Genomic DNA, 22,372 nt, shown 5'->3' with positions numbered 1-22,372 from the left:
CACTTCTGGAGCCCGACCGCTTACCCCTGCTACCATTGCGCTTTTGATTCGACTGCTCGAGACCCTCCATGACCGTTCGTACGCGTATCGCCCCATCGCCCACTGGCGACCCCCATGTCGGCACGGCCTATATCGCCCTGTTCAACTATTGCTTCGCCAAGCAGCATGGCGGCGAGTTCATTCTGCGTATCGAAGACACCGATCAGCTGCGTTCGACCCGCGAGTCCGAGCAGCAGATCTACGACGCCCTGCGCTGGCTCGGCATCGAGTGGAGCGAAGGCCCGGACGTCGGCGGCCCGCATGGCCCGTATCGGCAGAGCGAGCGGGGGGCCATCTACCAGCAATATGCCCAGCAATTGGTCGACCTGGGTCACGCGTTTCCGTGTTTCTGCACCGCTGAAGAACTGGATCAGATGCGCGCCGAGCAAACCGCCCGCGGCGAAACCCCACGCTACGATGGCCGCGCTCTATTGCTCTCGGCAGAAGAAGTGCAGCGCCGGCTAGCGGCCGGTGAGCCCCACGTGATTCGCATGAAAGTGCCCACTGAGGGCGTGTGCGTGGTGCCGGATATGTTGCGCGGTGACGTGGAGATTCCATGGGATCGCATGGACATGCAGGTGCTGATGAAGACCGATGGCCTGCCCACCTATTTCCTCGCCAACGTGGTCGATGACCACTTGATGGGCATCACCCACGTGTTACGCGGTGAAGAGTGGCTGCCGTCGGCGCCTAAATTGATGAAGCTCTACGAATATTTCGGTTGGGAGCAGCCTCAGCTGTGCTACATGCCGTTGCTGCGTAACCCCGACAAGAGCAAATTGTCCAAACGTAAGAACCCGACCTCGGTGACCTTCTACGAGCGCATGGGCTTTATGCCTGAAGCGATGCTCAACTACCTGGGGCGCATGGGCTGGTCGATGCCTGACGAGCGCGAGAAGTTTTCCCTGAGCGAGATGGTCGAGCATTTCGACCTGTCGCGAGTCTCGTTGGGCGGGCCAATTTTCGATATCGAAAAGCTCTCCTGGCTCAATGGCCAGTGGCTGCGTGACCTGCCGGTGGAGGAGTTTGCCGCGCGGGTGCAGCAGTGGGCGTTCAACCCGCAATACATGATGAAAATCGCCCCGCACGTACAGGGCCGGGTTGAGACATTCAGCCAGATCGCGCCATTGGGGGCGTTCTTTTTCGCCGGCAGCCTGCAACTCGACGCGCGCCTGTTCGAAAGCAAGCGGTTGTCGTCGGACCAAGTTCGCCAGGTCATGCAATTGATCCTGTGGCGCCTGGAAAGCCTGCGGCATTGGGAAAAAGACCGTATCACCGGCTGCATCCAGGCCGTGGTCGACGGTTTGCAGCTGAAGCTGCGCGACGCGATGCCATTAATGTTCGCGGCGATCACCGGCCAGGCCAGTTCCGTGTCGGTGCTCGATGCTATGGAGATCCTTGGCCCGGACCTGACCCGCTTCCGCTTGCGCCAGGCACTGGATCTGTTGGGCGGGGTGTCGAAGAAAGAAAACAAGGAATGGGAGAAATTGCTGGGTGAACGGTAAGTCCCTGTAAACGCGGTAAAAAAAATCGCTTTTCGATAAAAATAAGTTTGACAGCGGGGCGGGCGGCACTTAACATGCGCCCCGTCCACACAGCAACACGTTGTTTGGGGCTATAGCTCAGCTGGGAGAGCGCTTGCATGGCATGCAAGAGGTCAACGGTTCGATCCCGTTTAGCTCCACCAAATTCCAAGGTTTGAAGTTGTCATTTGACTTCAGCCCGATCAGATCCAGACTGATCATGGTAGAAGGTTTGTCCCCTTCGTCTAGTGGCCTAGGACACCGCCCTTTCACGGCGGTAACAGGGGTTCGAGTCCCCTAGGGGACGCCAGATTCACAGAGATGCCGGGTGAAGCCAGCATCCCGCCGCAAGGCGATAAATTCGGGGCTATAGCTCAGCTGGGAGAGCGCTTGCATGGCATGCAAGAGGTCAACGGTTCGATCCCGTTTAGCTCCACCAATTTGCCAGGGTTCGCTATAAGCGAGTCTGCTCGAAGGTTATGCGTCCCCTTCGTCTAGTGGCCTAGGACACCGCCCTTTCACGGCGGTAACAGGGGTTCGAGTCCCCTAGGGGACGCCACTTTTACCCGCTCTGCGGGACTTATAAGGCTCATTCGAATATTGAATGAGCCTTTTGTTTTTTCTACGTCACCCAATCTTCGTAAACTGCCTTTGCAGCCTATCAGCGGAGCGCACATGAATTGGGACAAGCCCACGCCATTCGTCATCGAGCTGGAAGTCGGGCCCGACGATATCGACGGCCTCGGCCATGCCAACAATGCTGTGTACGTCAGCTGGCTAGAGCGCAGTGCCTGGCGCCATTCGCAACGGCTCGGCCTGGACCTGTGCGAATACCGTCGCCTCGACCGAGCGATGGCAGTCATGCGCCATGAAATCGACTACCTGGCCAGCGCCTACGAAGGTGACGCGTTGTCATTGGCGACCTGGATCGTGCAGTGGGATCGACGCTTGACCATGCACCGGGAGTTTCAACTGGTGCGCCCGGCCGACGGTGCGACCCTGTTGCGCGCCCGCACAACCTTTGTCTGCATCCAATTGTCCACCGGCAAGCCCAAGCGCATGCCGGCCGAATTCATTGACGGTTACGGCCAAGGCCTGACCCGTGCAAGTGAGACCCCCGCATGCAAATAGCCCTGGCGCCCATGGAAGGCCTGGTCGACAACATTCTGCGTGACGTGCTGACCCAGGTGGGTGGCATTGACTGGTGTGTCACCGAGTTTATCCGGGTCAATGACCGCCTGTTGCCGCCCAGCTATTTCCATGGGTTCGCGCCTGAACTGCGGCAGGGGGCGGTCACCCCGGCCGGTGTGCCATTGCGTGTGCAATTGCTGGGTTCCGACCCCCAGGCCCTGGCCGACAACGCCGCAGTGGCTTGCAGCCTGGGCGCACCGGTGATCGACCTGAACTTCGGTTGCCCGGCCAAGACCGTCAACAAGTCGCGGGGCGGGGCGGTGTTGCTTAAAGAGCCCGAGCTGCTCCATCGCATTCTCTGCGAGGTGCGCCGTGCCGTGCCGGCGCACATACCGGTCACGGCAAAAATGCGCCTGGGTTTCGACAGCCCGGACGGTGCCATGGACTGCGCCACTGCCTTGGCTGAAGGCGGCGCCGAGATGATCGTGGTCCACGCCCGCACCAAGGTGGATGGCTACAAGCCGCCTGCGCACTGGGAGTGGGTGGCGCGGGTACAGGACGCGGTCAAGGTGCCTGTGTATGCCAATGGTGAGGTCTGGACCGTCGATGACTGGCGCCGCTGCCGCGAAGTCAGTGGTGCGCGCGACATCATGCTGGGTCGCGGGCTGGTTTCGCGCCCTGACCTGGCTCGGCAGATCGCTGCTGCTCAGGCGGGTGTGGAGCTGCCAGAAATGACATGGGCCGAATTGTTGCCATTGATTCGCCAATTTTGGCTGCAGGCCCGCGCGCAACTGACCCCGCGCCAGGCACCGGGGCGGCTCAAGCAATGGTTGGCGATGCTCACCCGCACTTATCCGCAGGCGGTGGAGTTGTTCACCCTGGTGCGTCGCGAGCAAGACTGTGACCGGGTCGCGCAACTGCTGGGGTTGCCGCTGCCGCAGGCCGCTTGAAAAAAATTTTAGTAGGTTCTCTTGAAATGTTTTGCCCGGTCCCTATCTCTTTTGTACGCGATGCCGAAGTCGGGTCGCGGAGATAAAACCTTGCTGATCATTTCAGGAGATTCACATGACTACTGCATTTTCTCTCGCACCACTGTTCCGCCATTCCGTAGGTTTCGACCGCTTTAACGACCTGTTCGAATCGGCGGCGCGCAATGATTCCGCCAGCAGCTACCCACCCTACAACGTGGAAAAGCATGGCGATGACCAATACCGCATCGTGATTGCCGCAGCGGGCTTTCAAGAGCAAGACCTGGAATTGCAGGTCGAGAAGGGCGTGTTGACCGTCAGCGGCGGCAAGCGCGAAAACCAGGCCGAGAGCGTCACCTACCTGCACCAGGGCATCGCCCAACGGGCGTTCAAGCTGTCGTTCCGCCTGGCCGACCATATTGAGGTCAAGGGCGCCGACCTGGCCAACGGCTTGCTCGCCATCGACTTGCTGCGGGTTGTGCCTGAAGAGGCCAAAGCCAAGCGCATTGCCATTGGTTCTGCCAGCAAGCCTTCGCTGCAGTAAGCGATAACTAAAGGCCGGGGGCGGCGTACGCGTGCCCCCGGCCTTTTTGTTTGGCCCTTATTTATCACGCAGCAAATCACGAAAAGCCGGCAGGCTCAACGGCCGGCTGTGCAGGTAGCCTTGGTACAAGTGGCAGCCCAGCCCTTGCAGAAACGCCAACTGCTCGTCCCGTTCCACGCCCTCGGCGATCACTGTCAGGCCCAGGCTGGTGGACATGGCGACGATGGCGCGCACGATCTCCCCATCGTTAGGGTCGGTGGTAGCGTCGCGGATGAACGATTGATCGATCTTGAGCGCGTCCACCGGCAGCCGCTTGAGGTAGGTGAGCGAGGAATAGCCCGTGCCGAAGTCGTCCATGGCAAAGCTCACACCTAGGGCTTTGAGCTGATGCATTTTGCTGATGGTGTCTTCCAGGTTTTGAATCACGATGCCTTCGGTGATTTCCAGTTTGAGCAGGGTATAGGGCAGGTGATGCTGGTTCAGGCTGTGCTGAATGCGTTCGACGAAATCGCTCTGGCGGAACTGGCGCGGGCTGATGTTCACGCACAGGCTGAAATGGCCGACATCGATCAAGCCTTCACCAAATAGCTCGGCGCAGGCTCGGCAGGCCTCTTCCAGCACCCAACTGCCCACCTCCAGGATCATCCCGCTGTCTTCCAGCACGCGGATGAAGTCGGCCGGCGATTGCGCCCCATTGAGTGGGTGTTGCCAGCGCAGCAAGGCCTCGGCTCCGACGATACGGTTCTCGCGCGCATCGACCTGGGGTTGATAGCTGAGGCTGAATTCGCCGCGATTGAGCGCCAGGCGCAAGTCGCTTTCCATCTGCAGGCGGTCACTGGCGGCCTTTTGCATGCTGGGGTGAAATAGCTGGCTGGTGTTGCGCCCGGAGTCTTTGGCCTTGTACAGCGCGATGTCGGCGCGCTTGAGCAGGTCAGCCGGTGTGCTGCCGTGGTCAGGTATCAGCGCCATGCCGATGCTGGGCGTGACCTGCAGGCGTTGCCCGTCCAGCGACATGGGTTCGGCCAGCAACGAGCGTAGGGTATCGGCCACCTCCTGAACGTTGGCCGCGACTTCGTCGTAGCTGCCTTCAAGCCCGCCGATCAACACCACGAACTCGTCGCCGCCCAGGCGCGCCACGGTGTCGTCCAGGCGCACACTGGCCTCCAGGCGGGCGGTGATGATCTTCAGCACTGTGTCGCCCACCGGATGGCCGAGCGAGTCGTTGATGTGCTTGAAGTGGTCGAGGTCAAGAAACAGCAGGGCGCCGCGCCGAGTGCTTTGGCCCAACAGGTTGATCTGCTGGCTCAAGCGGTCCATCAGCAGCAGGCGGTTGGGCAGGTTGGTCAACGGGTCGTGGTAGGCCAGGTGGCGAATCCGCGCTTCGGCGTTTTTCAGTTGGCTGATGTCCCGCGCGGTCAGCAGTAGGCAAGGGATGTCGTTAAGGATGATGGGTTCGACTGAGACTTGCAGCACCAGCAAATCACCCCGTTGGCTGCGCCCTAGCATCTCCAGGTGATAGACGCGGCCTTGGGCCTTCAAGACGCTGATCAGACGTTCGCGTTGCTTATCGTCGGCCCAAATGCCCACCTCTTCGGCGGTGCGGCCGAGCACGTCCTCGGGCTGATGCCCGGTCAGGCGTGTGAAGCCGTCGTTAACCTCCAGGTAGCGGCCGGTGCCGCGCTCAGTGATGGTGATAGCATCGGGGCTTGAGTGAAACGCCTTGGCGAATTTTTCTTCGCTGGCCTTGAGGGCGGCTTCGGCGCGCTGTTGCTGGGTAATGTCACGCAACGTGGTGACCACGCAGGCTTGCCCGTCGACCTGGATCAGGCGGCTGAAAATCATGCAGGTCAGGGCATGGCCGTCATGGTGGCGGACTTCTATCGCAACGTTACTGAGGGCGCGCTCGCGGATCACTTGGGTAACGCGTTGCACGCTTTGATTGGTGTCGGCCCAGAAGCCGATGTCTTGTGCCGTGTGCCCCTTGAGCTGGCTCGCCTCCCAGCCGAACACCTGCGTGAAGCGTTCGTTGACCTCGATAAACTGGCCGTCACTTTGCCGGGTCACGCAAATGGGGTCGTTGCTGGCTTGAAACAGGCTGGCGAATTTTTCTTCCGAGCTGCTCAGGCGGCGTTCGCGCTCGACTTGCTCGGTAATGTCGAGCATGGTCCCGGCCATGCGCAATGGTTGACCGTCAGCATTGCGATAGAGGCGTGCGCGGCTCTCGATGTAGTGCGATGTGCCGCTGGGCAGGTGCACTTGGTAGGTAATCTGCTGGCAATCGGTGGTGCCTTCGTCGCACAGCCCGCGGTAAACCTGCCGCATGCGGACTTGGTCCTGAGCCGACACGCCTTTGAAAAACGCTTCGAATTCATTGTGAAATGGCGCATCTGGCAGGCCGTGCAGTTGGGCTGCGCGGGCCGAGCCATAGAGCATGCCGCTGGGGATATGCCAGTCCCAGGTGCCCATCTGTGCCGAGGCCAGGGCCAGGTCCAGGCGCTCTTGGCTGTCCTTGAGTGCCTGTTCGGCGCGCTGGCGCTCGCTGGTGTCCATATAGGTGCTGAGTAAATAGTGGTCACCCTGTAGTTCGATATTTTGCATAGTCAGGATGCCATCGCTGATCTGCCCAGAGCTCACGCGCATTTGCAATTGTGTGGTGTAAGGTTCACTGGTGCCCTCTGTGGCCAGCAGAATGCGCGCACGCTCCTGTGGGTCGACCCAGATGTCGAGTTCCAGGGTGGTCTTGCCAACGATCTGGTGGCCCGCCCAGCCGAATACTTTCTCGAATGCTTTGTTCACCTCGACGATTTTGCCGTCATGCCGGCGGGTGAGCAGAACGACGATGGGGCTCAGGTGAAACAACGAGGCGAAGCGTTTTTCGGAGTTGATTAAAGCGCTTTCGCGTTCACGTAATTGGGTGATTTCCCGCACCACGCCGATCATCTGGCGTTGGCCTGACTTGCCAATGGACAGGCTGCCGCTGACCTCTACCCAGTGCACGCTGCCATCGGGCCAGCGGATCCTATGGCGCATGGCCTGGGCGACGGATTCACCGCGCATCAGCGCCTCGAAGGTTTTGCGCGTGCGGTAGCGGTCTTCGGGGGGCAGCAGGTCGAGGTAGTCGATGGTCTCGGGCATGCTCTGTTCCTGGTCCAGCCCGAACAGGATGCGCGTACCCCGTGACCAACTGATCATCCCGCTGTCGAAATCCCATAGCCAAGCGCCCAGGCGCGCGCCGTTGAGCGCGGCGAGCAATTGTGGCGCGCTTTCCCAGGACTGTTCTGAATCGTCGGGCGCCGCCGAATCGATGCGCGGTAAACGCGGCGAGCGTTGGATGGACTTGTGCATGGGCGGCAGACCTTTAGCCGATGAAGCTTCCTAGTGGTGGATTGCTGATGCGCACATGCGCTTCAGGATAGCTCGCCCTGGGCATCCAGCAGCGACATGAAAGCCCTGGCGGCATTCGACAATGTTCTTTCTGTATGCACGATGTAACCGAGTTGCCGCGTCAACTGCAGGCCGGGCAGGTTAAGGGTGACCACTTGCTCATCGAGCATGGTGCGCGGTAGCACGCTCCAGGCCAGGCCGATGGAGACCATCATCTTGATGGTTTCCAGATAATTGGTACTCATGGCGATGTTGGGCGCCAAACCTTGTTGCTGGAACAGCCGTTGCACAATGTGGTGAGTAAAGGTATTTCCGCCAGGAAAAACCGCAGCATGATGAGCAATATCGGCCAGACTGACGTCTTTCTTGAGGGCCAGGCTGTGTTCTGGCGCCACCACGAAGTCGAGTGGGTCGTCCCAGACGGCTACGGCCTTGACCAACGGGTGGGGCATGGGGGCCAAGGTGATCACTGCCAATTCGGCACGGCCATGGAGGATTTCGTCGTAGGCCACTTCCGAGTCGAGGAACTGAATATCCAGGGCCACGGCGGGGTAGAGGCGAGTGAAGGTGCGCAGCAACGGCGGCAGGCGGTGCAGCCCAATGTGGTGGCTGGTGGCCAAAGTCAGGCGCCCACTGACCGCGCCGCTCAGGTTGACCAGGGCGCGGCGGGTATCGTCGAGCACGTTGATAATCTGATAGGCGCGTGGCAGCAGCGCGCGGCCGAATTCGGTCAAGTTGACCTCACGGCCGAGTCGGTCGAACAGGCGTACGTCCAGTTGCTGTTCCAGGCCAGCGATGCGCTTGCTGATCGCCGGCTGGGTCAGGTGCAGACGCTCGCCGGCCCCGGAAAAACTGCCCAGTTCAGCGACCGCGATAAACGCATTGAGATTGGCCAAGTCCACGGGTGCGAATTCCTAATGGTTATGCAAAGCATGAAAATTATGAATTTGAGTTATCCAAGTTAACCCCATAATATTCATCCCTACAAGCCAAGCGGTTATTGGCACAGAAAATAGCAACACCCTGATGAGGAACCGTCCGATGGCCGGCAAAACGCTCTACGACAAGCTCTGGGATTCACACGTGGTCAAGCAGCGCGACGATGGCTCGTCGCTGATCTACATCGACCGTCACATCATCCATGAAGTGACTTCGCCCCAGGCTTTCGAAGGCTTGCGGCTGGCCAAGCGCAAACCCTGGCGTATCGATGCCAATATCGCCACGCCCGATCACAACGTGCCCACCACTGCGGAGCGCAAGGGCGGCATCGAGGCCATTGCTGACCAGGTCTCGCGCCTGCAAGTCCAGACCCTGGACGACAACTGCGACGAGTACGGCATTACCGAATTCAAGATGAACGACGTGCGCCAGGGCATCGTCCACGTCATTGGCCCGGAGCAGGGCGCGACTTTGCCGGGCATGACCGTTGTATGCGGCGACTCCCACACCTCTACCCACGGTGCCTTTGGCGCCTTGGCCCACGGTATCGGCACCTCCGAGGTGGAGCATGTGCTGGCCACCCAGTGCCTGGTGGCGAAGAAAATGAAAAACATGCTGGTGTCGGTCGAAGGCCAGTTGCCATTTGGCGTCACCGCGAAAGACATCGTACTGGCGGTGATCGGCAAGATCGGCACCGCTGGAGGCAATGGTCACGCCATGGAGTTTGCCGGTAGCGCCATTCGCGACCTGTCCGTAGAAGGCCGCATGACCATCTGCAATATGTCCATCGAGGCCGGTGCGCGGGTGGGGATGGTGGCGGCCGATGAGAAGACCATCGCTTACGTCAAGGGCCGCCCGTTCGCCCCCCGTGGCGCCGAATGGGACCTGGCCGTAGAAGCCTGGAAAGACTTGGTCTCGGACCCCGATGCCGTGTTCGACACTGTAGTACGCCTGGATGCCACGCAGATCAAGCCGCAAGTCAGCTGGGGCACCTCGCCGGAAATGGTCCTGGCGGTCGACCAGAACGTCCCGGACCCCGCCCGTGAGGCTGACCTGGTCAAGCGTGGCTCTATCGAGCGTGCCCTCAAGTACATGGGCCTGACCGCGAACCAGGCCATCACCGATATCCAGCTCGACCGCGTGTTCATCGGTTCTTGCACCAACTCGCGCATCGAAGACCTGCGTGCCGCGGCAACGATTGCCAAGGGCCGCAAAGTCGCCTCGACCATTAAGCAGGCCATCGTTGTGCCCGGTTCCGGCCTGGTCAAAGCCCAGGCCGAACAGGAAGGTTTGGACAAAATCTTCCTCGAAGCCGGGTTTGAGTGGCGCGAGCCCGGATGCTCCATGTGCCTGGCCATGAACCCGGATCGGTTGGAGTCAGGCGAGCATTGCGCCTCTACCTCGAACCGCAATTTCGAGGGGCGCCAGGGGGCGGGCGGGCGTACCCATTTGGTCAGCCCGGCGATGGCCGCTGCTGCTGCAGTGACCGGCCGTTTTATCGACGTTCGCAAGATGATCGAAGGGAGTGCAGCATGAAAGCTTTTACTCAGCACACGGGCCTGGTAGCGCCGTTGGATCGGGCCAACGTCGACACCGACCAGATCATTCCGAAACAATTTCTCAAGTCGATCAAGCGTACCGGCTTCGGCCCCAATCTGTTCGACGAGTGGCGTTACCTGGACGTCGGCCAGCCTTACCAGGACAACTCCAAACGCCCGCTGAACCAGGAGTTCGTCCTGAATCAACCGCGTTATCAAGGAGCTAGCATCTTGTTGGCGCGGGAAAACTTCGGTTGCGGCTCCAGCCGCGAGCATGCGCCCTGGGCGCTGGACGAGTACGGCTTCCGCTGCGTGATCGCCCCCAGCTTCGCGGACATCTTCTTCAACAATAGCTTCAAGAACGGGCTGTTGCCGATCATCCTCGGCGATGCCGAAGTGGAGCAGCTGTTCCAAGAGGTGGACAGCCACCCAGGTTATCAATTGACCGTAGACCTGGCCGAGCAAACGGTCATCAGCCCCAGTGGCACGGTGTATCGGTTCGAAATGGATGAATTTCGCAAGCATTGCCTGCTCAACGGCTTGGACGACATCGGCCTGACCTTGCAAGACCACGAAGCGATCGCCAGCTTCGAAGTGCGTCATCGCGCGAGCCAGCCGTGGTTGTTTCGCGACGCTTGAAAGCATCGGGGGGCTTGCCCCCGATGAATCCACCGCCAGCCATTGAAGGTTTTCCTTGTGAGCAGCCACAGCCAAGTTGTCCAGCGTCAGTTCGGCGAGCAGGCCAAGGCCTATCTCAGCAGCGCCGTGCATGCCCAAGGCACAGAGTTCGCCCTGTTACAGGCTGAGCTGACGGGGCAGGGCCAGGCGCGCGTGCTGGATTTGGGCTGCGGCGCCGGGCATGTGAGCTTTCAGGTAGCGACGTTGGTCAAGGAGGTGATCGCCTATGATCTCTCCCAGGCCATGCTCGATGTGGTCGCCCAGGCGGCCATTGATCGCGGGTTTAGCAACATCCGCACCCAGTGCGGGGCGGCTGAGCGGTTGCCCTTCGCTGACGGCGAATTCGACTACGTGTTCAGTCGCTATTCGGCGCACCACTGGAGTGATCTGGGCTTGGCCCTGCGCGAGGTGCGGCGTGTGCTCAAGCCCGGTGGCGTAGCCTGCCTGATCGATGTCATGTCGCCGGGCAGCGCTTTGCTCGACACCTATTTGCAAACTGTCGAAGTGCTGCGCGACACCAGTCATGTACGTGATTATTCGGCAGGCGAATGGCTGCGCCAGGTCAACGAAGCCGGCTTGCAGGTGCGCAGCCACAGCCGCCAACGGTTGCATCTGGAGTACACATCCTGGGTTGAGCGCATGCGCACCCCTGAAGTGATGCGCGCGGCCATTCGGCAGTTACAGCGCGCCATGGGCGCTGAAGTACGCGACTATTACCAAATCGATGAACACGGCTCTTTCAGCACCGATGTGCTGGTGCTGTGGGCCCAACGATAAATGACCAACGGGGCGGGGCCGCAAACCCGTACCCCGCAGCGAATGAGGAAAGCATGAGCAAGATTCTGATTCTCCCCGGTGATGGCATTGGCCCGGAAATCATGGCCGAAGCGGTCAAGGTACTGGAACTGGCCAACGACAAGTTCCAGCTGAAGTTCGAGTTGGAACATGACGTCATCGGTGGTGCTGCCATCGACCAACATGGCGTGCCCCTGGCCGATACCACCCTGGAGCGGGCGCGTCAGGCCGATGCCGTGCTGTTGGGCGCTGTGGGCGGGCCTAAATGGGACAAGATCGAGCGCGACATTCGCCCCGAGCGTGGCTTGTTGAAAATTCGCGCGCAGTTGGGCCTGTTCGCCAACCTGCGCCCAGCGATTCTCTACCCACAACTGGCAGATGCCTCGAGCCTCAAGCCAGAAATCGTCGCGGGTTTGGATATCCTTATCGTCCGTGAGTTGACCGGCGGTATTTATTTCGGCGCCCCGCGTGGCGTGCGTGAACTGGCCAACGGCGAGCGTCAGGCCTACGACACCTTGCCTTACAGCGAGAGCGAGATCCGCCGGATCGCCCAGGTCGGCTTCGACATGGCCCGGGTGCGCGGCAAAAAGCTGTGCTCGGTGGACAAAGCCAACGTCCTGGCCTCTAGCCAATTGTGGCGTGAAGTGGTCGAGGACGTTGCCAAGGGCTACCCCGACGTTGAACTCAGCCACATGTATGTCGACAACGCCGCGATGCAACTGGTCAGGGCGCCCAAGCAGTTCGACGTGATAGTGACCGACAACCTGTTCGGCGACATTTTGTCCGACGAAGCTTCCATGCTCACGGGCTCCATCGGCATGCTGCCCTCTGCTTCGCTGGATGCGCAGAACAAGGGCATGTACGAACCGTGCCACGGTTCGGCACCGGACATCGCCGGGCAGGGCGTTGCCAACCCGCTGGCGACTATCCTGTCGGTGTCGATGATGCTGCGCTATAGCTTCAACCAGCTGGCCGCCGCTGATGCCATCGAGAAAGCGGTTAGCCTGGTCCTCGACCAAGGTCTGCGCACCGGTGACATCTGGTCACAAGGTTGTGCCAAGGTGGGTACTCAGGAAATGGGCGACGCGGTAGTCGCCGCGCTGCGGAATCTGTAATCTCTTGGGCCCGCTGCCGTGAGCAGCGGCCCACTTTTTGTTGAAGGTGTAGTTGCGATGAAACGTGTAGGTCTGATCGGTTGGCGCGGTATGGTCGGTTCCGTGCTCATGCAGCGGATGCTCGAAGAGCAGGATTTCGATCTGATCGAGCCGGTGTTTTTCACCACGTCCAATGTAGGCGGGCAGGGCCCGGCGGTAGGCAAGGACATTGCCCCGCTCAAAGACGCCTATAGCATTGACGAGCTGAAAACCCTCGACGTGATCCTGACCTGCCAGGGCGGCGACTACACCAGCGAGGTATTCCCCAAGCTGCGTGAAGCCGGCTGGCAGGGCTACTGGATCGACGCCGCCTCTAGCTTGCGCATGCAGGACGACGCGGTGATCGTGCTCGACCCGGTCAACCGCCGGGTAATCGACCAGCAACTGGACGCTGGCACCAAGAACTACATCGGCGGCAACTGCACGGTCAGCCTGATGCTCATGGGCCTGGGCGGGTTGTTCGAAGCCGGGCTGGTGGAGTGGATGAGCGCCATGACCTACCAGGCGGCGTCCGGTGCTGGCGCGCAGAACATGCGCGAGCTGATCAAGCAAATGGGCGCTACCCAAGCAGCCGTGGCCGACGAGCTGGCGAACCCGGCCAGTGCGATCCTCGACATCGACCGCAAAGTGGCCGAAGCCATGCGCGGCGAGGGGTTCCCTACAGAGAACTTCGGCGTACCGCTGGCCGGTAGCCTGATTCCCTGGATCGACAAGGAATTGCCCAACGGCCAAAGCCGTGAAGAGTGGAAGGCCCAGGCCGAAACCAACAAAATTTTGGGCCGTTTCAAAAGCCCGATCCCGGTGGACGGTATCTGCGTGCGTATCGGCGCCATGCGCTGCCACAGCCAGGCGCTGACCATCAAGTTGAACAAAGACGTGCCCCTGGCTGACATCGAAGGCCTGATCAGCCAGCACAACCCATGGGTCAAGCTGGTGCCGAACCAACGCGAGATCAGCATGCAGGAACTGACCCCCACCAAGGTCACCGGCACGCTGAATGTGCCCGTCGGGCGCCTGCGCAAGCTGAACATGGGTTCACAATACCTCGGTGCCTTCACGGTAGGCGACCAGTTGCTGTGGGGCGCCGCCGAACCGTTGCGCCGCATGCTGCGGATTCTGCTGGAGCGTTGAGGCGTCGTTAGTTAAAAGATCGGGGCCAAGCGGAGCGCCGCCCGGGCCCCTCCTACGGGGTATGTAGGAGGGGCCTTGGCCCCGATCTTTTGATCTTGCCTTTGCTTTTGGATGGCGTTCGCTTTAATGCTCCACAACCTGTGACAATCCCGCTAAAGTGCCGCCCCTTCTGTGTCCCTCGAAGGAATCCGCCATGACCTCCACTTTCGATATTGCCGTCGTCGGCGCCACCGGCACCGTGGGCGAAACCCTGGTTCAGGTGTTGGAGGAGCGAAAATTCCCGGTGGGCACCCTGCATTTGCTGGCCAGCATGGAGTCGGCGGGCAGTTCGGTGGCGTTTCGCGGCAAGAATGTGCGGGTCCGTGAAGTGGAGTCGTTTGACTTTCACCAAGCAAAATTAGTGTTTTTCGCTGCGGGTCCGGCCGTGACTTCGCGCTTTGCCAGCAAAGCCACGGCGGCTGGCTGCTCGGTGGTCGACCTGTCCGGGGCCTTGCCGGCCGACCAAGCCCCACCCCTGGTGCCGGAAGCCAATGCCGGGCGCCTCGCCGGGTTGCCGACCCCAGCCCAGGTCACCAGCCCCAGTTCCTGTGCCACCGCGTTGGCGGTGCTGCTGGCGCCTTTACGTGACACCCTGCAAATCAGCCACCTCAATGTCACCGCTTGCCTGGCCGTTTCCGCCCAAGGGCGCGAAGCCGTCAGCGAGTTGGCCCGTCAGACAGCAGAATTGCTCAACGTACGCCCGCTAGAGCCGCAGGTGTTCGACCGACAGATCGCGTTCAACCTGTTGGCCCAAGTGGGTAAGCCAGACCCAGCAGGGCACGGCGCGCTGGAGCGGCGCCTGGTCAGTGAGTTGCGCGAAGTCCTTGGCATGCCTTTACTGAAGATTTCCGTCACCTGCCTTCAAGCTCCGGTGTTTTTCGGCGATAGCCTGAGTGTCTCGTTGCACACACAGAACGATGTCGACTTAGCGCAGGTCCAAGCGCTATTGAACGGCGCCCCCGGAATCGAATGCGTCGATGGCGACGATTACCCCACTGCGGTGGGCGACGCGGTGGGCCAGGACGTTGTCTATGTCGGACGTATTCGCGGTGGTATCGATGACCCTCGCCAGCTCAATCTATGGGCGACCTTGGACAATGTACGCAAGGGCGCCGCGTTGAATGCTGTGCAGTTGGCGGAATTGTTGATAAAAGACCTTGTGTAAAAGATACTTGGCGGCAATTTGTATCTAGATTTCTAGCTTGGCACCGCAGTAGGTCATACACGGGTGCATGCTTTTTCTCGCTAGCCGGGAATGTTCAGACAAAGGATTAGGCCATGGTTCATGTTCGCAAACTGGTGTTAGCAATAGCGGCCGCTTCGGCGCTGTCCTCCGGTATGGCGCACGCCCTCGGGCTCGGCGAGTTGACCCTGAGGTCCGCCGCGAACCAGCCGCTGGTGGCCGAGATCGAGCTGCTGGATGTGCGCGACTTGAGCCCGGCCGACGTCAAGCCTGGCTTGGCGGCGGCCGACGAGTTCGCCAAGGCCGGCGTCACGCGGCCGGCGTTTCTCAATGACCTGACCTTCACCCCAGTCATCAATCCCGGGGGCCGCAGTGTCATTCGGGTCACCAGTAGCCAGCCGCTGACCGAGCCCATGGTCAAATTTCTGGTGCAGGTGCTTTGGCCCAATGGCCGGTTGTTGCGCGACTACAGCATGTTGCTCGACCCGGCGCGTTTCTCTCCACAAGCCGCGCAGGCGGCCCAGGCGACGCCTGCGGTCAGTGCCCCCACGCGCAATGCCAGCCCGGCCAGCTATACCACCACGCCGCGTGACACCCTGTGGGAAATCGCTGCACGCGGGCGTGCCGGTGGTTCGGTCCAGCAACGCATGTTGGCGATTCAAGCGCTGAATCCGGACGCTTTCCTTGATGGCAATATCAACCGCCTGAAAACCGGCCAGGTGTTACGCATGCCGGACGCGCAGCAGAGCAGCGCCATGCCCCAGGGCGAGGCGATTGCTGAAGTGGCCCGGCAAAATGCGGCCTGGCGCGAAGGGCGCCGCCTGGGGCCGCGCGCGCAACAGGTCGATGCCACCCGTCGGGGCGGTGCCGGTACCGCTGCGCCCGTGGCGCCCAAGGACAACCTCAGCCTGGTGTCTGGCACAGGCACGGCAGCCAAGGGCGCGGCAGGCGATGCTCAGGCGTTGAGCGAAAAGCTCGCCGTGACCCAGGAAAGCCTGGACACCGCGCGCCGTGACAACGAAGAACTGAAAAGTCGTATGAGCGACCTGCAGAGCCAATTGGACAAGCTGCAGAAAATCATCCAACTGAAGAACGATCAGCTGGCCCGCCTGGAAGCCGCTGCCACCGGCACCCCGGCTAGCGATCCGGCGCCTGCGCCTGCCGCTGAGGCGCCGCTCGCCGGGCCTGCGGCCGAGAGCCCTGAGGGTGGTGAAGCTAGCGTGCCCAACGAGCTTGCCGTGCTGCCGCCCGCCACCCAGGTGCAGGTCGTTCCTGCCGAGTCAGCCGCCGACGGGCAAAACCCGCCCGCAGGCGAAACCAACTCGGTCGACAAGCTACTCTCGAGCCCGGCAATGCTAGCCTTCGTCGGCGGCGCGGCACTGCTGCTGGTCATGCTCTTGTTGCTGCTGTTGGCGCGCCGCCGCAAGGCCCAGCAAGAAGCCGAAAAACACATGCGCATGGCGCGGGCCCTGGCCGAGGAGTCGGAGTACCGCAACGAAGACCACGATCTACCGGAAAGCAGCTTCGAAGGTCTGGAGCGGCCCTCGGCCAATGTACAACTCACCCCGGCCATGATGGCGGCCTCTGCAGCCGCCGCGACCGCAGCGGCGGGCCCGTCGCGGTTTGCCCCGGCACCGCCGCAGACCGTGATCCCCACCCCAGGTTTGACCCCAAGCCCTGACTACGACCCCATCGCCGAGGCCGATCGGTGCATCGACCACGGCCGCTTGAACGACGCGGTGGACGTGCTTGAAGCCGCCATCGACAAGGAGCCCAGCCGCAGTGATCTGCGTTTGAAGCTGATGGAAGTCTATGCTCAGCAGGGCGATCGCGATGGCTTTGTGTTTCAGGAGCGCCAACTGGTTGCCAACGGGCAGAACCACGCCGAAGTCGAAACCCTGAAAAGTCGCTACCCGGCGATGCTGGGTATCGCCGCGGCGACCGCCGGTGCTGCCGCAGTGGCCGCGCAAATGGACGCCGACTACGTCAAGTCCCTGCTGGAAGACAAGCCCGGCGCCGCCGACCCCATCGACGATGCCTTCGACAGCGGTTTTGACAATGACTTCGACTTGAGCCTCGATGACCCGCTAGACCCCATCAAGCACGACAACAGTTCGGCGTTCGACAACGACCTGGACTTCGAGTCGCTGCTGGCCCAGGCCGAGACCGAGGTCAAGCCGGCCGATGAACTCAGCGATTTCGATTTAGACATCGCCGCCGATGAACCGGTCAAGAGTACGGGCGACTTGGAAATCGACGCGCAACTCGCCGAATTTGACCAAGCCCTGGACGTCGCCGAAAAAGATCCGGCGCCGGTTCCCGTCGACGATTTGGAGCTGCCGGACGACTTCGACCTGTCCCTGGCCGAGGAAATGGACAACACTCCGCCCGCCAGTTCAGGGCCAAAGGGCAGCGATGAAGTCAGTGGCCAGCTCGACAGCCTCTCCCAGAGCCTGGGCCAGGCGCCGATTGCCGAACCTTTCGCGGCACCGGGCGCTGAAGAGGACGAATTCGATTACCTCTCCGGCACTGACGAAGTCACCACTAAGCTGGATTTAGCGCGGGCATATATCGAGATGGGCGACAACGACGGCGCGCGCGACATTCTCGACGAAGTGAGCAAAGAGGGGACTGCCGAGCAGCGTGGCGAAGCCGAGGACATGCTGTCGCGCCTGGTCTGAGCGTCGATTTACCCCGTGCAACGGCAGCCTGACGAGCTGCCGTTGTCGTTTCTGCCGCGAAGCTCTCTATAATGCCCGCCACTGGGCACACTCACAGGTTGTAATTCTTTTGCAAAACGATGAAACAGCGGCGGCCGAAATGGCCGCCGCAGGCTTTTTCCGCGTCGCCCTGGGCGTCGAATACAAAGGCTCGCGTTACCGCGGCTGGCAGCGCCAAGCCTCGGGCGTGCGTACCGTGCAGGAAACCCTTGAGGACGCCTTGTCCAAGGTCGCGGCCTCGCCCGTGTCGCTGATGTGCGCCGGGCGCACCGATGCTGGTGTGCATGCCTGCGGCCAAGTGGTGCATTTCGACACCCAGGCTGAGCGCAGCATGAAAGCCTGGGTGATGGGCGCCAATATCAACCTGCCCCATGACGTTAGCGTCACTTGGGCGCGGGTCATGCCGGCGCATTTTCATGCGCGCTTCAAGGCCATTGCCCGGCGCTATCGCTACGTGATCTACAACGATCAGATACGCCCCGCGCACTTGGGCGAAGAAATCACCTGGAACCACCGCCCGCTGGATGTCGCGCGCATGGCCGAGGCCGCGGCGCACCTGGTCGGCACCCATGACTTCAGTGCGTTCCGTGCCGGCCAATGCCAGGCCAAGTCGCCGATCAAGCAGGTGCACCATCTGCGCGTTACCCAGCATGGCAAGATCATCGTGCTGGACATCCGCGCCAACGCCTTTTTGCATCACATGGTGCGCAACATTGCCGGCGTGCTGATGACCATCGGTGCTGGCGAACGCCCGCCGCAGTGGGCCCGGGAGGTATTGGAGAGTCGGGTCAGGCGCACGGGCGGGGTCACCGCCCACCCGTTCGGCCTGTATTTGGTGCAGGTTGAATACCGCGATGAATTCGAGCTGCCCGAACGCTACGTCGGCCCGCATTTTTTGACCGGTTTCGACACACTGGCTGACGTTCCCGGCAGCATTTGCTAAGATCCGAGGCTTTAGCGGCCTGGGAGTACTCTGCGACATGTCAGCCGTTCGCAGCAAAATCTGCGGCATTACCCGGGTTGAAGACGCACTTGCTGCGGCCGAGGCCGGGGCTGATGCCATTGGCTTGGTGTTTTACCCCAAGAGCCCCAGGGCCGTCAGCATTCAGCAGGCGCGGGCGATTATCGCGGCGCTGCCGCCCTTCGTGACCACGGTCGGCTTGTTCGTCAATGCCAGCCGTTGCGAGCTGGGCGAGATTCTCGACGCCGTGCCCCTGGACCTCTTGCAGTTTCACGGTGATGAGTCGCCGCACGACTGCGCCGGTTTCCATCGGCCCTGGATCAAAGCACTGCGGGTGCGCCCAGGCGACGACTTGCAGGCGGCCTGTCGCTTCTATCAGGGGGCCTGCGGTATTTTGCTGGACGCCTACGTGGCGGGCGTGCCGGGTGGCACCGGGGAAGTGTTCGATTGGTCGCTGATACCCCAGGGCCTGAGCAAGCCGGTGATCCTCGCCGGCGGCCTGACGCCGGGCAATGTCGCTGAGGCCATTGCCCAGGTGCGGCCCTATGCGGTGGACGTGAGCGGTGGGGTCGAGGCTGCCAAGGGTATCAAGGACGCAGCCCGTATTCAGGCGTTCATCCAGGCGGTGCAGGGCGCCTGAGGGCGGTGTTAACGATGTGACGGTTGCCCAGTGGGCACCGTCCATCACTTTTGCAATGCGATGGCGGCCCGGGTCGCCCATCCACACACTTTAAAGACGCAGAGAGCCGCTGCTCCTCGTCGTTTACCGGTACTGGAGAAACACAGCATGAGCAACTGGTTGGTAGACAAGCTGATCCCTTCGATCATGCGTTCCGAGGTCAAGAAAAGCTCGGTGCCAGAAGGCTTATGGCACAAATGCCCGTCCTGCGAGGCGGTGCTTTATCGGCCAGAGCTGGAAAAGACCCTGGACGTCTGCCCCAAGTGCAACCATCACATGCGCATTGGTGCTCGCGCCCGCCTGGATATCTTCCTCGACGCCGAAGGCCGTGAGGAACTGGGCGTTGAGCTGGAGCCGGTCGACCGCCTGAAATTCCGCGATGGCAAAAAGTACAAGGACCGCCTGGTCGCCGCGCAGAAACAAACCGGCGAGAAAGACGCGCTGGTATCCATGGGCGGGACCCTGCTGGGCATGCCGGTGGTGGCCTGTGCCTTTGAGTTCTCCTTCATGGGCGGTTCCATGGGCGCCATCGTCGGCGAGCGTTTTGTTCGGGCCGCCAATTACGCCCTTGAGCACCGCTGCCCAATGGTCTGTTTCTCGGCCTCCGGCGGCGCGCGCATGCAAGAAGCGCTGATCTCCCTGATGCAGATGGCCAAAACCTCCGCCGTGCTGGCCCGTTTGCGTGAAGAAGGTCTGCCGTTCATTTCGGTATTGACCGACCCTGTTTACGGTGGTGTGTCGGCCAGCCTGGCGATGCTCGGCGACGTCATTGTGGCGGAGCCCAAGGCACTGATCGGCTTTGCCGGCCCTCGGGTGATCGAGCAGACCGTGCGGGAAAAACTGCCCGAAGGCTTCCAGCGTAGCGAGTTCCTGCTAGACCACGGCGCTATCGACCTGATCATTTCGCGCCAGGAACTGCGCCCGCGCCTCGGTAGCCTGCTGGCGCAATTGATGGGCCTGCCGACGCCGACGTTCGTCGCCGCGCCGATCGAACCCATCGTCGTCCCGCCAGCTCCCGCCAACCTATGACCCAGCGGAGCCTCGCCGACTGGCTCGCTTACCTGGAGCAGTTGCACCCCTCGGCCATCGACATGGGCCTGGAGCGTTCGCGCCAGGTTGCCCAGCGCCTGGGGCTAGGGCGCCTGGCGCCACGGGTGGTAACAGTGACGGGGACCAACGGTAAAGGTTCTACCTGTGCTTTTCTGGCTGCGCTGCTGCGCGGCCAGGGCTTACGTGTCGGGGTTTACAGCTCGCCGCATCTGCTCGACTACAACGAGCGGGTGCAAGTGGACGGCAGCCAGGCCAGCGATGCGCAACTGTGCGAAGCCTTCAGTGCGGTTGAAGCGGCACGTGGGGAGATCTCCCTAACTTATTTCGAAATGGGTACCTTGGCGGCCTTCTGGCTGTTCCAGCGCGCTAGCCTGGACGCCGTAGTGCTCGAAGTGGGGCTGGGTGGCCGGCTGGATGCGGTCAACCTGGTTGACTCCGACCTGGCCCTAGTGACCAGCATTGGTGTCGACCATGTCGAGTACCTGGGCAATACCCGCGAATCGGTGGCGTTCGAGAAAGCCGGGATCTTCCGCGCAGGCTGCCCGGCCCTGTGTGGTGACCTGGACCCGCCGCAGCCATTGCTCGACCAGGCGGCGCAACTGGGTTGCCCGCTGTACCTGCGTGGCCGCGATTTCGACCTGGCGGTGGGCGAGGGCGACTGGGCCTGGTCAGGGCAGGTCGCCAGCCAAGCGCTGCACCTAACGGCACTGCCCTTGCTCGACCTGCCAATGCAAAACGCGGCGCTGGCCATTCAGGCCTTTGCCTTGCTAGGCCTGCCTCTGCACCCCAACGCTGTCGCCACGGCGCTGCAAGCCACGCACATCCCGGGGCGGCTCGACCGGCGCCAGGTGGCGTTCCAGGGCAAAACCCTGAACTTATTGCTGGACGTCGGCCACAACCCCCATGCGGCCGAATACCTGGCCAGCCGTTTGGGCCCACTGCGCGGTCAGCGCCTGGCAGTGTTCGGTTTGCTCAATGACAAAGACCTGAACGCGGTGATCGCGCCATTGCTGGGTGCGGTTCAGGCTTGGGCAGTGGCGGCATTGCCGACCCCGCGGACACGTTCGGCTACAGAACTGGCCGCTGCGCTGGAGAACCTTGGCGCTGCCGTGGCGTCATACTCCAGCATCGCCGACGCACTGGATGCCCAGTGCCGTGCGGCAACCGATGAGGACGAGATCCTCGTGTTCGGGTCTTTTTACTGTGTAGCCCAAGCTCTGCAATGCGCCGGCGCACACACCATGGAGGAGGCTTCAGATGGCTTTGCTGGATAACAAGTTCAAGCAACGCATGGTGGGTGCGCTGGTGCTGATCGCGCTGGCCGTGGTGTTCCTGCCTATGCTGTTTTCCCGTTCCGACGAACAACGTGAGGTCCACGTTGCGGTGCCCGCCGCGCCCCAGGCGCCGGTGGTACCGGAGGTCAAGGTCGAGCCGGCGCAGGTGCCGGAGCCGCAGATTCTCGAGCCGCTGCCCACCGATCCGGCGGCCGCTGAGCAGGCGCCGAGCATGCCCATTGCGCCCGCACCTGCGGCACCTGCTGCCAGCAAACCCGCAGCCCCCGCCACCCCGGCTGCGGCTGCCAAACCCACCGCACCGCCCGTCGCAGCAGCGCCCGCGAGCAAGCCTAGCGTGGCACCGACGAGCAAGATCGACCCCAACGGCCTGCCTGTCAGTTGGTCGGTGCAGGTAGCCAGCCTGGCCAACCGCGCGGGTGCCGACAACCTGCAGAAAACCCTGCGCAGCCAGGGCTATAACGCCTATGTGCGCAGCGCCGATGGCAAAAACCGGGTGTATGTGGGCCCCTTGGTCGAGCGTGCCGAAGCCGATCGCTTGCGCGACGTGATCAACCGCCAGCAAAACCTGAAAGGCTTTGTGGTGCGTTTCGAGCCCGAAAAAGGCTGAGCACAAGTCTTAAG

18 protein-coding genes and 4 tRNA genes are annotated in these 22,372 nt (G+C 61.7%); 20 read left to right on the top strand and 2 right to left on the bottom strand.

Annotated features, from left to right (window positions below; genetic code table 11):
* Window positions 1-68: 68 nt before the first annotated feature.
* The 8 genes from gltX to QCL65_RS18685 all read left to right on the top strand — a co-directional run bounded on the left by gltX (window position 69) and on the right by QCL65_RS18685 (window position 4,205).
* Window positions 69-1,544 (top strand): glutamate--tRNA ligase, encoded by a 1,476-nt coding sequence (gltX, locus tag QCL65_RS18720; protein WP_407311343.1) that lies wholly within the window; start codon window positions 69-71, stop codon window positions 1,542-1,544.
* Between the two features lie 106 nt (window positions 1,545-1,650).
* Window positions 1,651-1,726, top strand: a tRNA-Ala gene (locus QCL65_RS18715).
* A gap of 70 nt (window positions 1,727-1,796) precedes the next feature.
* A tRNA-Glu gene (locus tag QCL65_RS18710) sits at window positions 1,797-1,872 on the top strand.
* Window positions 1,873-1,925: 53 nt separating this feature from the next.
* Window positions 1,926-2,001: transfer RNA gene (locus tag QCL65_RS18705), tRNA-Ala, on the top strand.
* A 44-nt stretch (window positions 2,002-2,045) separates the two neighbouring features.
* Window positions 2,046-2,121 (top strand) — tRNA-Glu (locus QCL65_RS18700).
* Between the two features lie 116 nt (window positions 2,122-2,237).
* Window positions 2,238-2,693 (top strand): acyl-CoA thioesterase, encoded by a 456-nt coding sequence (locus tag QCL65_RS18695; RefSeq protein ID WP_407311341.1) that lies wholly within the window; start codon window positions 2,238-2,240, stop codon window positions 2,691-2,693.
* Window positions 2,684-3,643 carry a tRNA dihydrouridine synthase gene (locus tag QCL65_RS18690; protein ID WP_407311339.1) on the top strand — a complete coding sequence of 320 codons (960 nt, stop codon included), beginning with the start codon at window positions 2,684-2,686 and terminating at the stop codon, window positions 3,641-3,643. The genes QCL65_RS18695 and QCL65_RS18690 overlap by 10 nt, the downstream gene beginning before the upstream one ends.
* 115 nt (window positions 3,644-3,758) lie before the next feature.
* Window positions 3,759-4,205 carry an Hsp20 family protein gene (locus QCL65_RS18685; RefSeq protein WP_407311337.1) on the top strand — a complete coding sequence of 149 codons (447 nt, stop codon included), beginning with the start codon at window positions 3,759-3,761 and terminating at the stop codon, window positions 4,203-4,205.
* A gap of 57 nt (window positions 4,206-4,262) precedes the next feature.
* Here QCL65_RS18685 and QCL65_RS18680 read toward each other — a convergent pair whose 3' ends face one another.
* Together QCL65_RS18680 and QCL65_RS18675 are read right to left on the bottom strand one after the other, a co-directional pair.
* Entirely contained in the window at window positions 4,263-7,550 is a 3,288-nt protein-coding gene (locus tag QCL65_RS18680) for an EAL domain-containing protein (RefSeq protein WP_407311335.1), read from the bottom strand.
* Between the two features lie 62 nt (window positions 7,551-7,612).
* Complete coding sequence (locus tag QCL65_RS18675; RefSeq protein ID WP_407311333.1) at window positions 7,613-8,491, bottom strand: LysR family transcriptional regulator; 879 nt, start codon at window positions 8,489-8,491, stop codon at window positions 7,613-7,615.
* 139 nt (window positions 8,492-8,630) lie between these two features.
* Here QCL65_RS18675 and leuC point away from each other — a divergent pair, with 139 nt between their 5' ends.
* The 12 genes from leuC to QCL65_RS18615 all read left to right on the top strand — a co-directional run bounded on the left by leuC (window position 8,631) and on the right by QCL65_RS18615 (window position 22,358).
* Complete coding sequence (gene leuC / locus QCL65_RS18670) at window positions 8,631-10,064, top strand: 3-isopropylmalate dehydratase large subunit (RefSeq protein ID WP_407311331.1); 1,434 nt, start codon at window positions 8,631-8,633, stop codon at window positions 10,062-10,064.
* Window positions 10,061-10,705, top strand: a complete 645-nt coding sequence (gene leuD, locus QCL65_RS18665) for a 3-isopropylmalate dehydratase small subunit (RefSeq protein WP_407311329.1) — start codon at window positions 10,061-10,063, stop codon at window positions 10,703-10,705. Before leuC ends, leuD begins: the two co-directional genes overlap by 4 nt.
* A 57-nt stretch (window positions 10,706-10,762) precedes the next feature.
* Window positions 10,763-11,521 carry a class I SAM-dependent methyltransferase gene (locus tag QCL65_RS18660; RefSeq protein ID WP_407311327.1) on the top strand — a complete coding sequence of 253 codons (759 nt, stop codon included), beginning with the start codon at window positions 10,763-10,765 and terminating at the stop codon, window positions 11,519-11,521.
* Window positions 11,522-11,574: 53 nt separating this feature from the next.
* Complete coding sequence (gene leuB, locus QCL65_RS18655; RefSeq protein WP_407311325.1) at window positions 11,575-12,654, top strand: 3-isopropylmalate dehydrogenase; 1,080 nt, start codon at window positions 11,575-11,577, stop codon at window positions 12,652-12,654.
* A 57-nt stretch (window positions 12,655-12,711) separates the two neighbouring features.
* Window positions 12,712-13,824, top strand: a complete 1,113-nt coding sequence (gene asd, locus QCL65_RS18650) for an aspartate-semialdehyde dehydrogenase (protein ID WP_407311323.1) — start codon at window positions 12,712-12,714, stop codon at window positions 13,822-13,824.
* 193 nt (window positions 13,825-14,017) lie between these two features.
* The gene (locus QCL65_RS18645) at window positions 14,018-15,028 is read left to right on the top strand and encodes an aspartate-semialdehyde dehydrogenase (RefSeq protein ID WP_407311321.1); all 1,011 of its coding nucleotides are present in this window, start codon (window positions 14,018-14,020) and stop codon (window positions 15,026-15,028) included.
* A 113-nt stretch (window positions 15,029-15,141) separates the two neighbouring features.
* Entirely contained in the window at window positions 15,142-17,727 is a 2,586-nt protein-coding gene (locus tag QCL65_RS18640) for a FimV/HubP family polar landmark protein (RefSeq protein ID WP_407311319.1), read from the top strand.
* 139 nt (window positions 17,728-17,866) lie between these two features.
* Complete coding sequence (truA, locus tag QCL65_RS18635; RefSeq protein ID WP_407316925.1) at window positions 17,867-18,709, top strand: tRNA pseudouridine(38-40) synthase TruA; 843 nt, start codon at window positions 17,867-17,869, stop codon at window positions 18,707-18,709.
* A gap of 37 nt (window positions 18,710-18,746) precedes the next feature.
* Complete coding sequence (locus QCL65_RS18630) at window positions 18,747-19,367, top strand: phosphoribosylanthranilate isomerase (RefSeq protein ID WP_407311317.1); 621 nt, start codon at window positions 18,747-18,749, stop codon at window positions 19,365-19,367.
* A gap of 147 nt (window positions 19,368-19,514) precedes the next feature.
* Window positions 19,515-20,435: an acetyl-CoA carboxylase, carboxyltransferase subunit beta gene (gene accD, locus QCL65_RS18625; protein ID WP_407311315.1), complete on the top strand. Its 921-nt coding sequence runs from the start codon at window positions 19,515-19,517 to the stop codon at window positions 20,433-20,435.
* The gene (gene folC / locus QCL65_RS18620; protein ID WP_407311313.1) at window positions 20,432-21,730 is read left to right on the top strand and encodes a bifunctional tetrahydrofolate synthase/dihydrofolate synthase; all 1,299 of its coding nucleotides are present in this window, start codon (window positions 20,432-20,434) and stop codon (window positions 21,728-21,730) included. The genes accD and folC overlap by 4 nt, the downstream gene beginning before the upstream one ends.
* The gene (locus tag QCL65_RS18615; protein WP_407311311.1) at window positions 21,714-22,358 is read left to right on the top strand and encodes an SPOR domain-containing protein; all 645 of its coding nucleotides are present in this window, start codon (window positions 21,714-21,716) and stop codon (window positions 22,356-22,358) included. Before folC ends, QCL65_RS18615 begins: the two co-directional genes overlap by 17 nt.
* Window positions 22,359-22,372: the final 14 nt, after the last annotated feature.

This window comes from Pseudomonas sp. nanlin1 (genome assembly GCF_045571515.1).
GTDB lineage: Bacteria > Pseudomonadota > Gammaproteobacteria > Pseudomonadales > Pseudomonadaceae > Aquipseudomonas.
Note: the sequence above shows the minus strand (reverse complement) of the source record. Positions and strands in the feature narration are given on the sequence as shown.

What these genes read in the sequence shown, in the direction of transcription:
- gltX (WP_407311343.1), top strand. Translation starts at nt 69, where the DNA reads ATGACCGTTCGTACGCGTATCGCCCCATCGCCCACTGGCGACCCCCAT.
- QCL65_RS18695 (WP_407311341.1), top strand. Translation starts at nt 2,238, where the DNA reads ATGAATTGGGACAAGCCCACGCCATTCGTCATCGAGCTGGAAGTCGGG.
- QCL65_RS18690 (WP_407311339.1), top strand. Translation starts at nt 2,684, where the DNA reads ATGCAAATAGCCCTGGCGCCCATGGAAGGCCTGGTCGACAACATTCTG.
- QCL65_RS18685 (WP_407311337.1), top strand. Translation starts at nt 3,759, where the DNA reads ATGACTACTGCATTTTCTCTCGCACCACTGTTCCGCCATTCCGTAGGT.
- QCL65_RS18680 (WP_407311335.1), bottom strand. Translation starts at nt 7,550, where the DNA reads ATGCACAAGTCCATCCAACGCTCGCCGCGTTTACCGCGCATCGATTCG.
- leuC (WP_407311331.1), top strand. Translation starts at nt 8,631, where the DNA reads ATGGCCGGCAAAACGCTCTACGACAAGCTCTGGGATTCACACGTGGTC.
- leuD (WP_407311329.1), top strand. Translation starts at nt 10,061, where the DNA reads ATGAAAGCTTTTACTCAGCACACGGGCCTGGTAGCGCCGTTGGATCGG.
- leuB (WP_407311325.1), top strand. Translation starts at nt 11,575, where the DNA reads ATGAGCAAGATTCTGATTCTCCCCGGTGATGGCATTGGCCCGGAAATC.
- asd (WP_407311323.1), top strand. Translation starts at nt 12,712, where the DNA reads ATGAAACGTGTAGGTCTGATCGGTTGGCGCGGTATGGTCGGTTCCGTG.
- QCL65_RS18645 (WP_407311321.1), top strand. Translation starts at nt 14,018, where the DNA reads ATGACCTCCACTTTCGATATTGCCGTCGTCGGCGCCACCGGCACCGTG.
- QCL65_RS18640 (WP_407311319.1), top strand. Translation starts at nt 15,142, where the DNA reads ATGGTTCATGTTCGCAAACTGGTGTTAGCAATAGCGGCCGCTTCGGCG.
- truA (WP_407316925.1), top strand. Translation starts at nt 17,867, where the DNA reads ATGGCCGCCGCAGGCTTTTTCCGCGTCGCCCTGGGCGTCGAATACAAA.
- QCL65_RS18630 (WP_407311317.1), top strand. Translation starts at nt 18,747, where the DNA reads ATGTCAGCCGTTCGCAGCAAAATCTGCGGCATTACCCGGGTTGAAGAC.
- accD (WP_407311315.1), top strand. Translation starts at nt 19,515, where the DNA reads ATGAGCAACTGGTTGGTAGACAAGCTGATCCCTTCGATCATGCGTTCC.
- folC (WP_407311313.1), top strand. Translation starts at nt 20,432, where the DNA reads ATGACCCAGCGGAGCCTCGCCGACTGGCTCGCTTACCTGGAGCAGTTG.
- QCL65_RS18615 (WP_407311311.1), top strand. Translation starts at nt 21,714, where the DNA reads ATGGCTTTGCTGGATAACAAGTTCAAGCAACGCATGGTGGGTGCGCTG.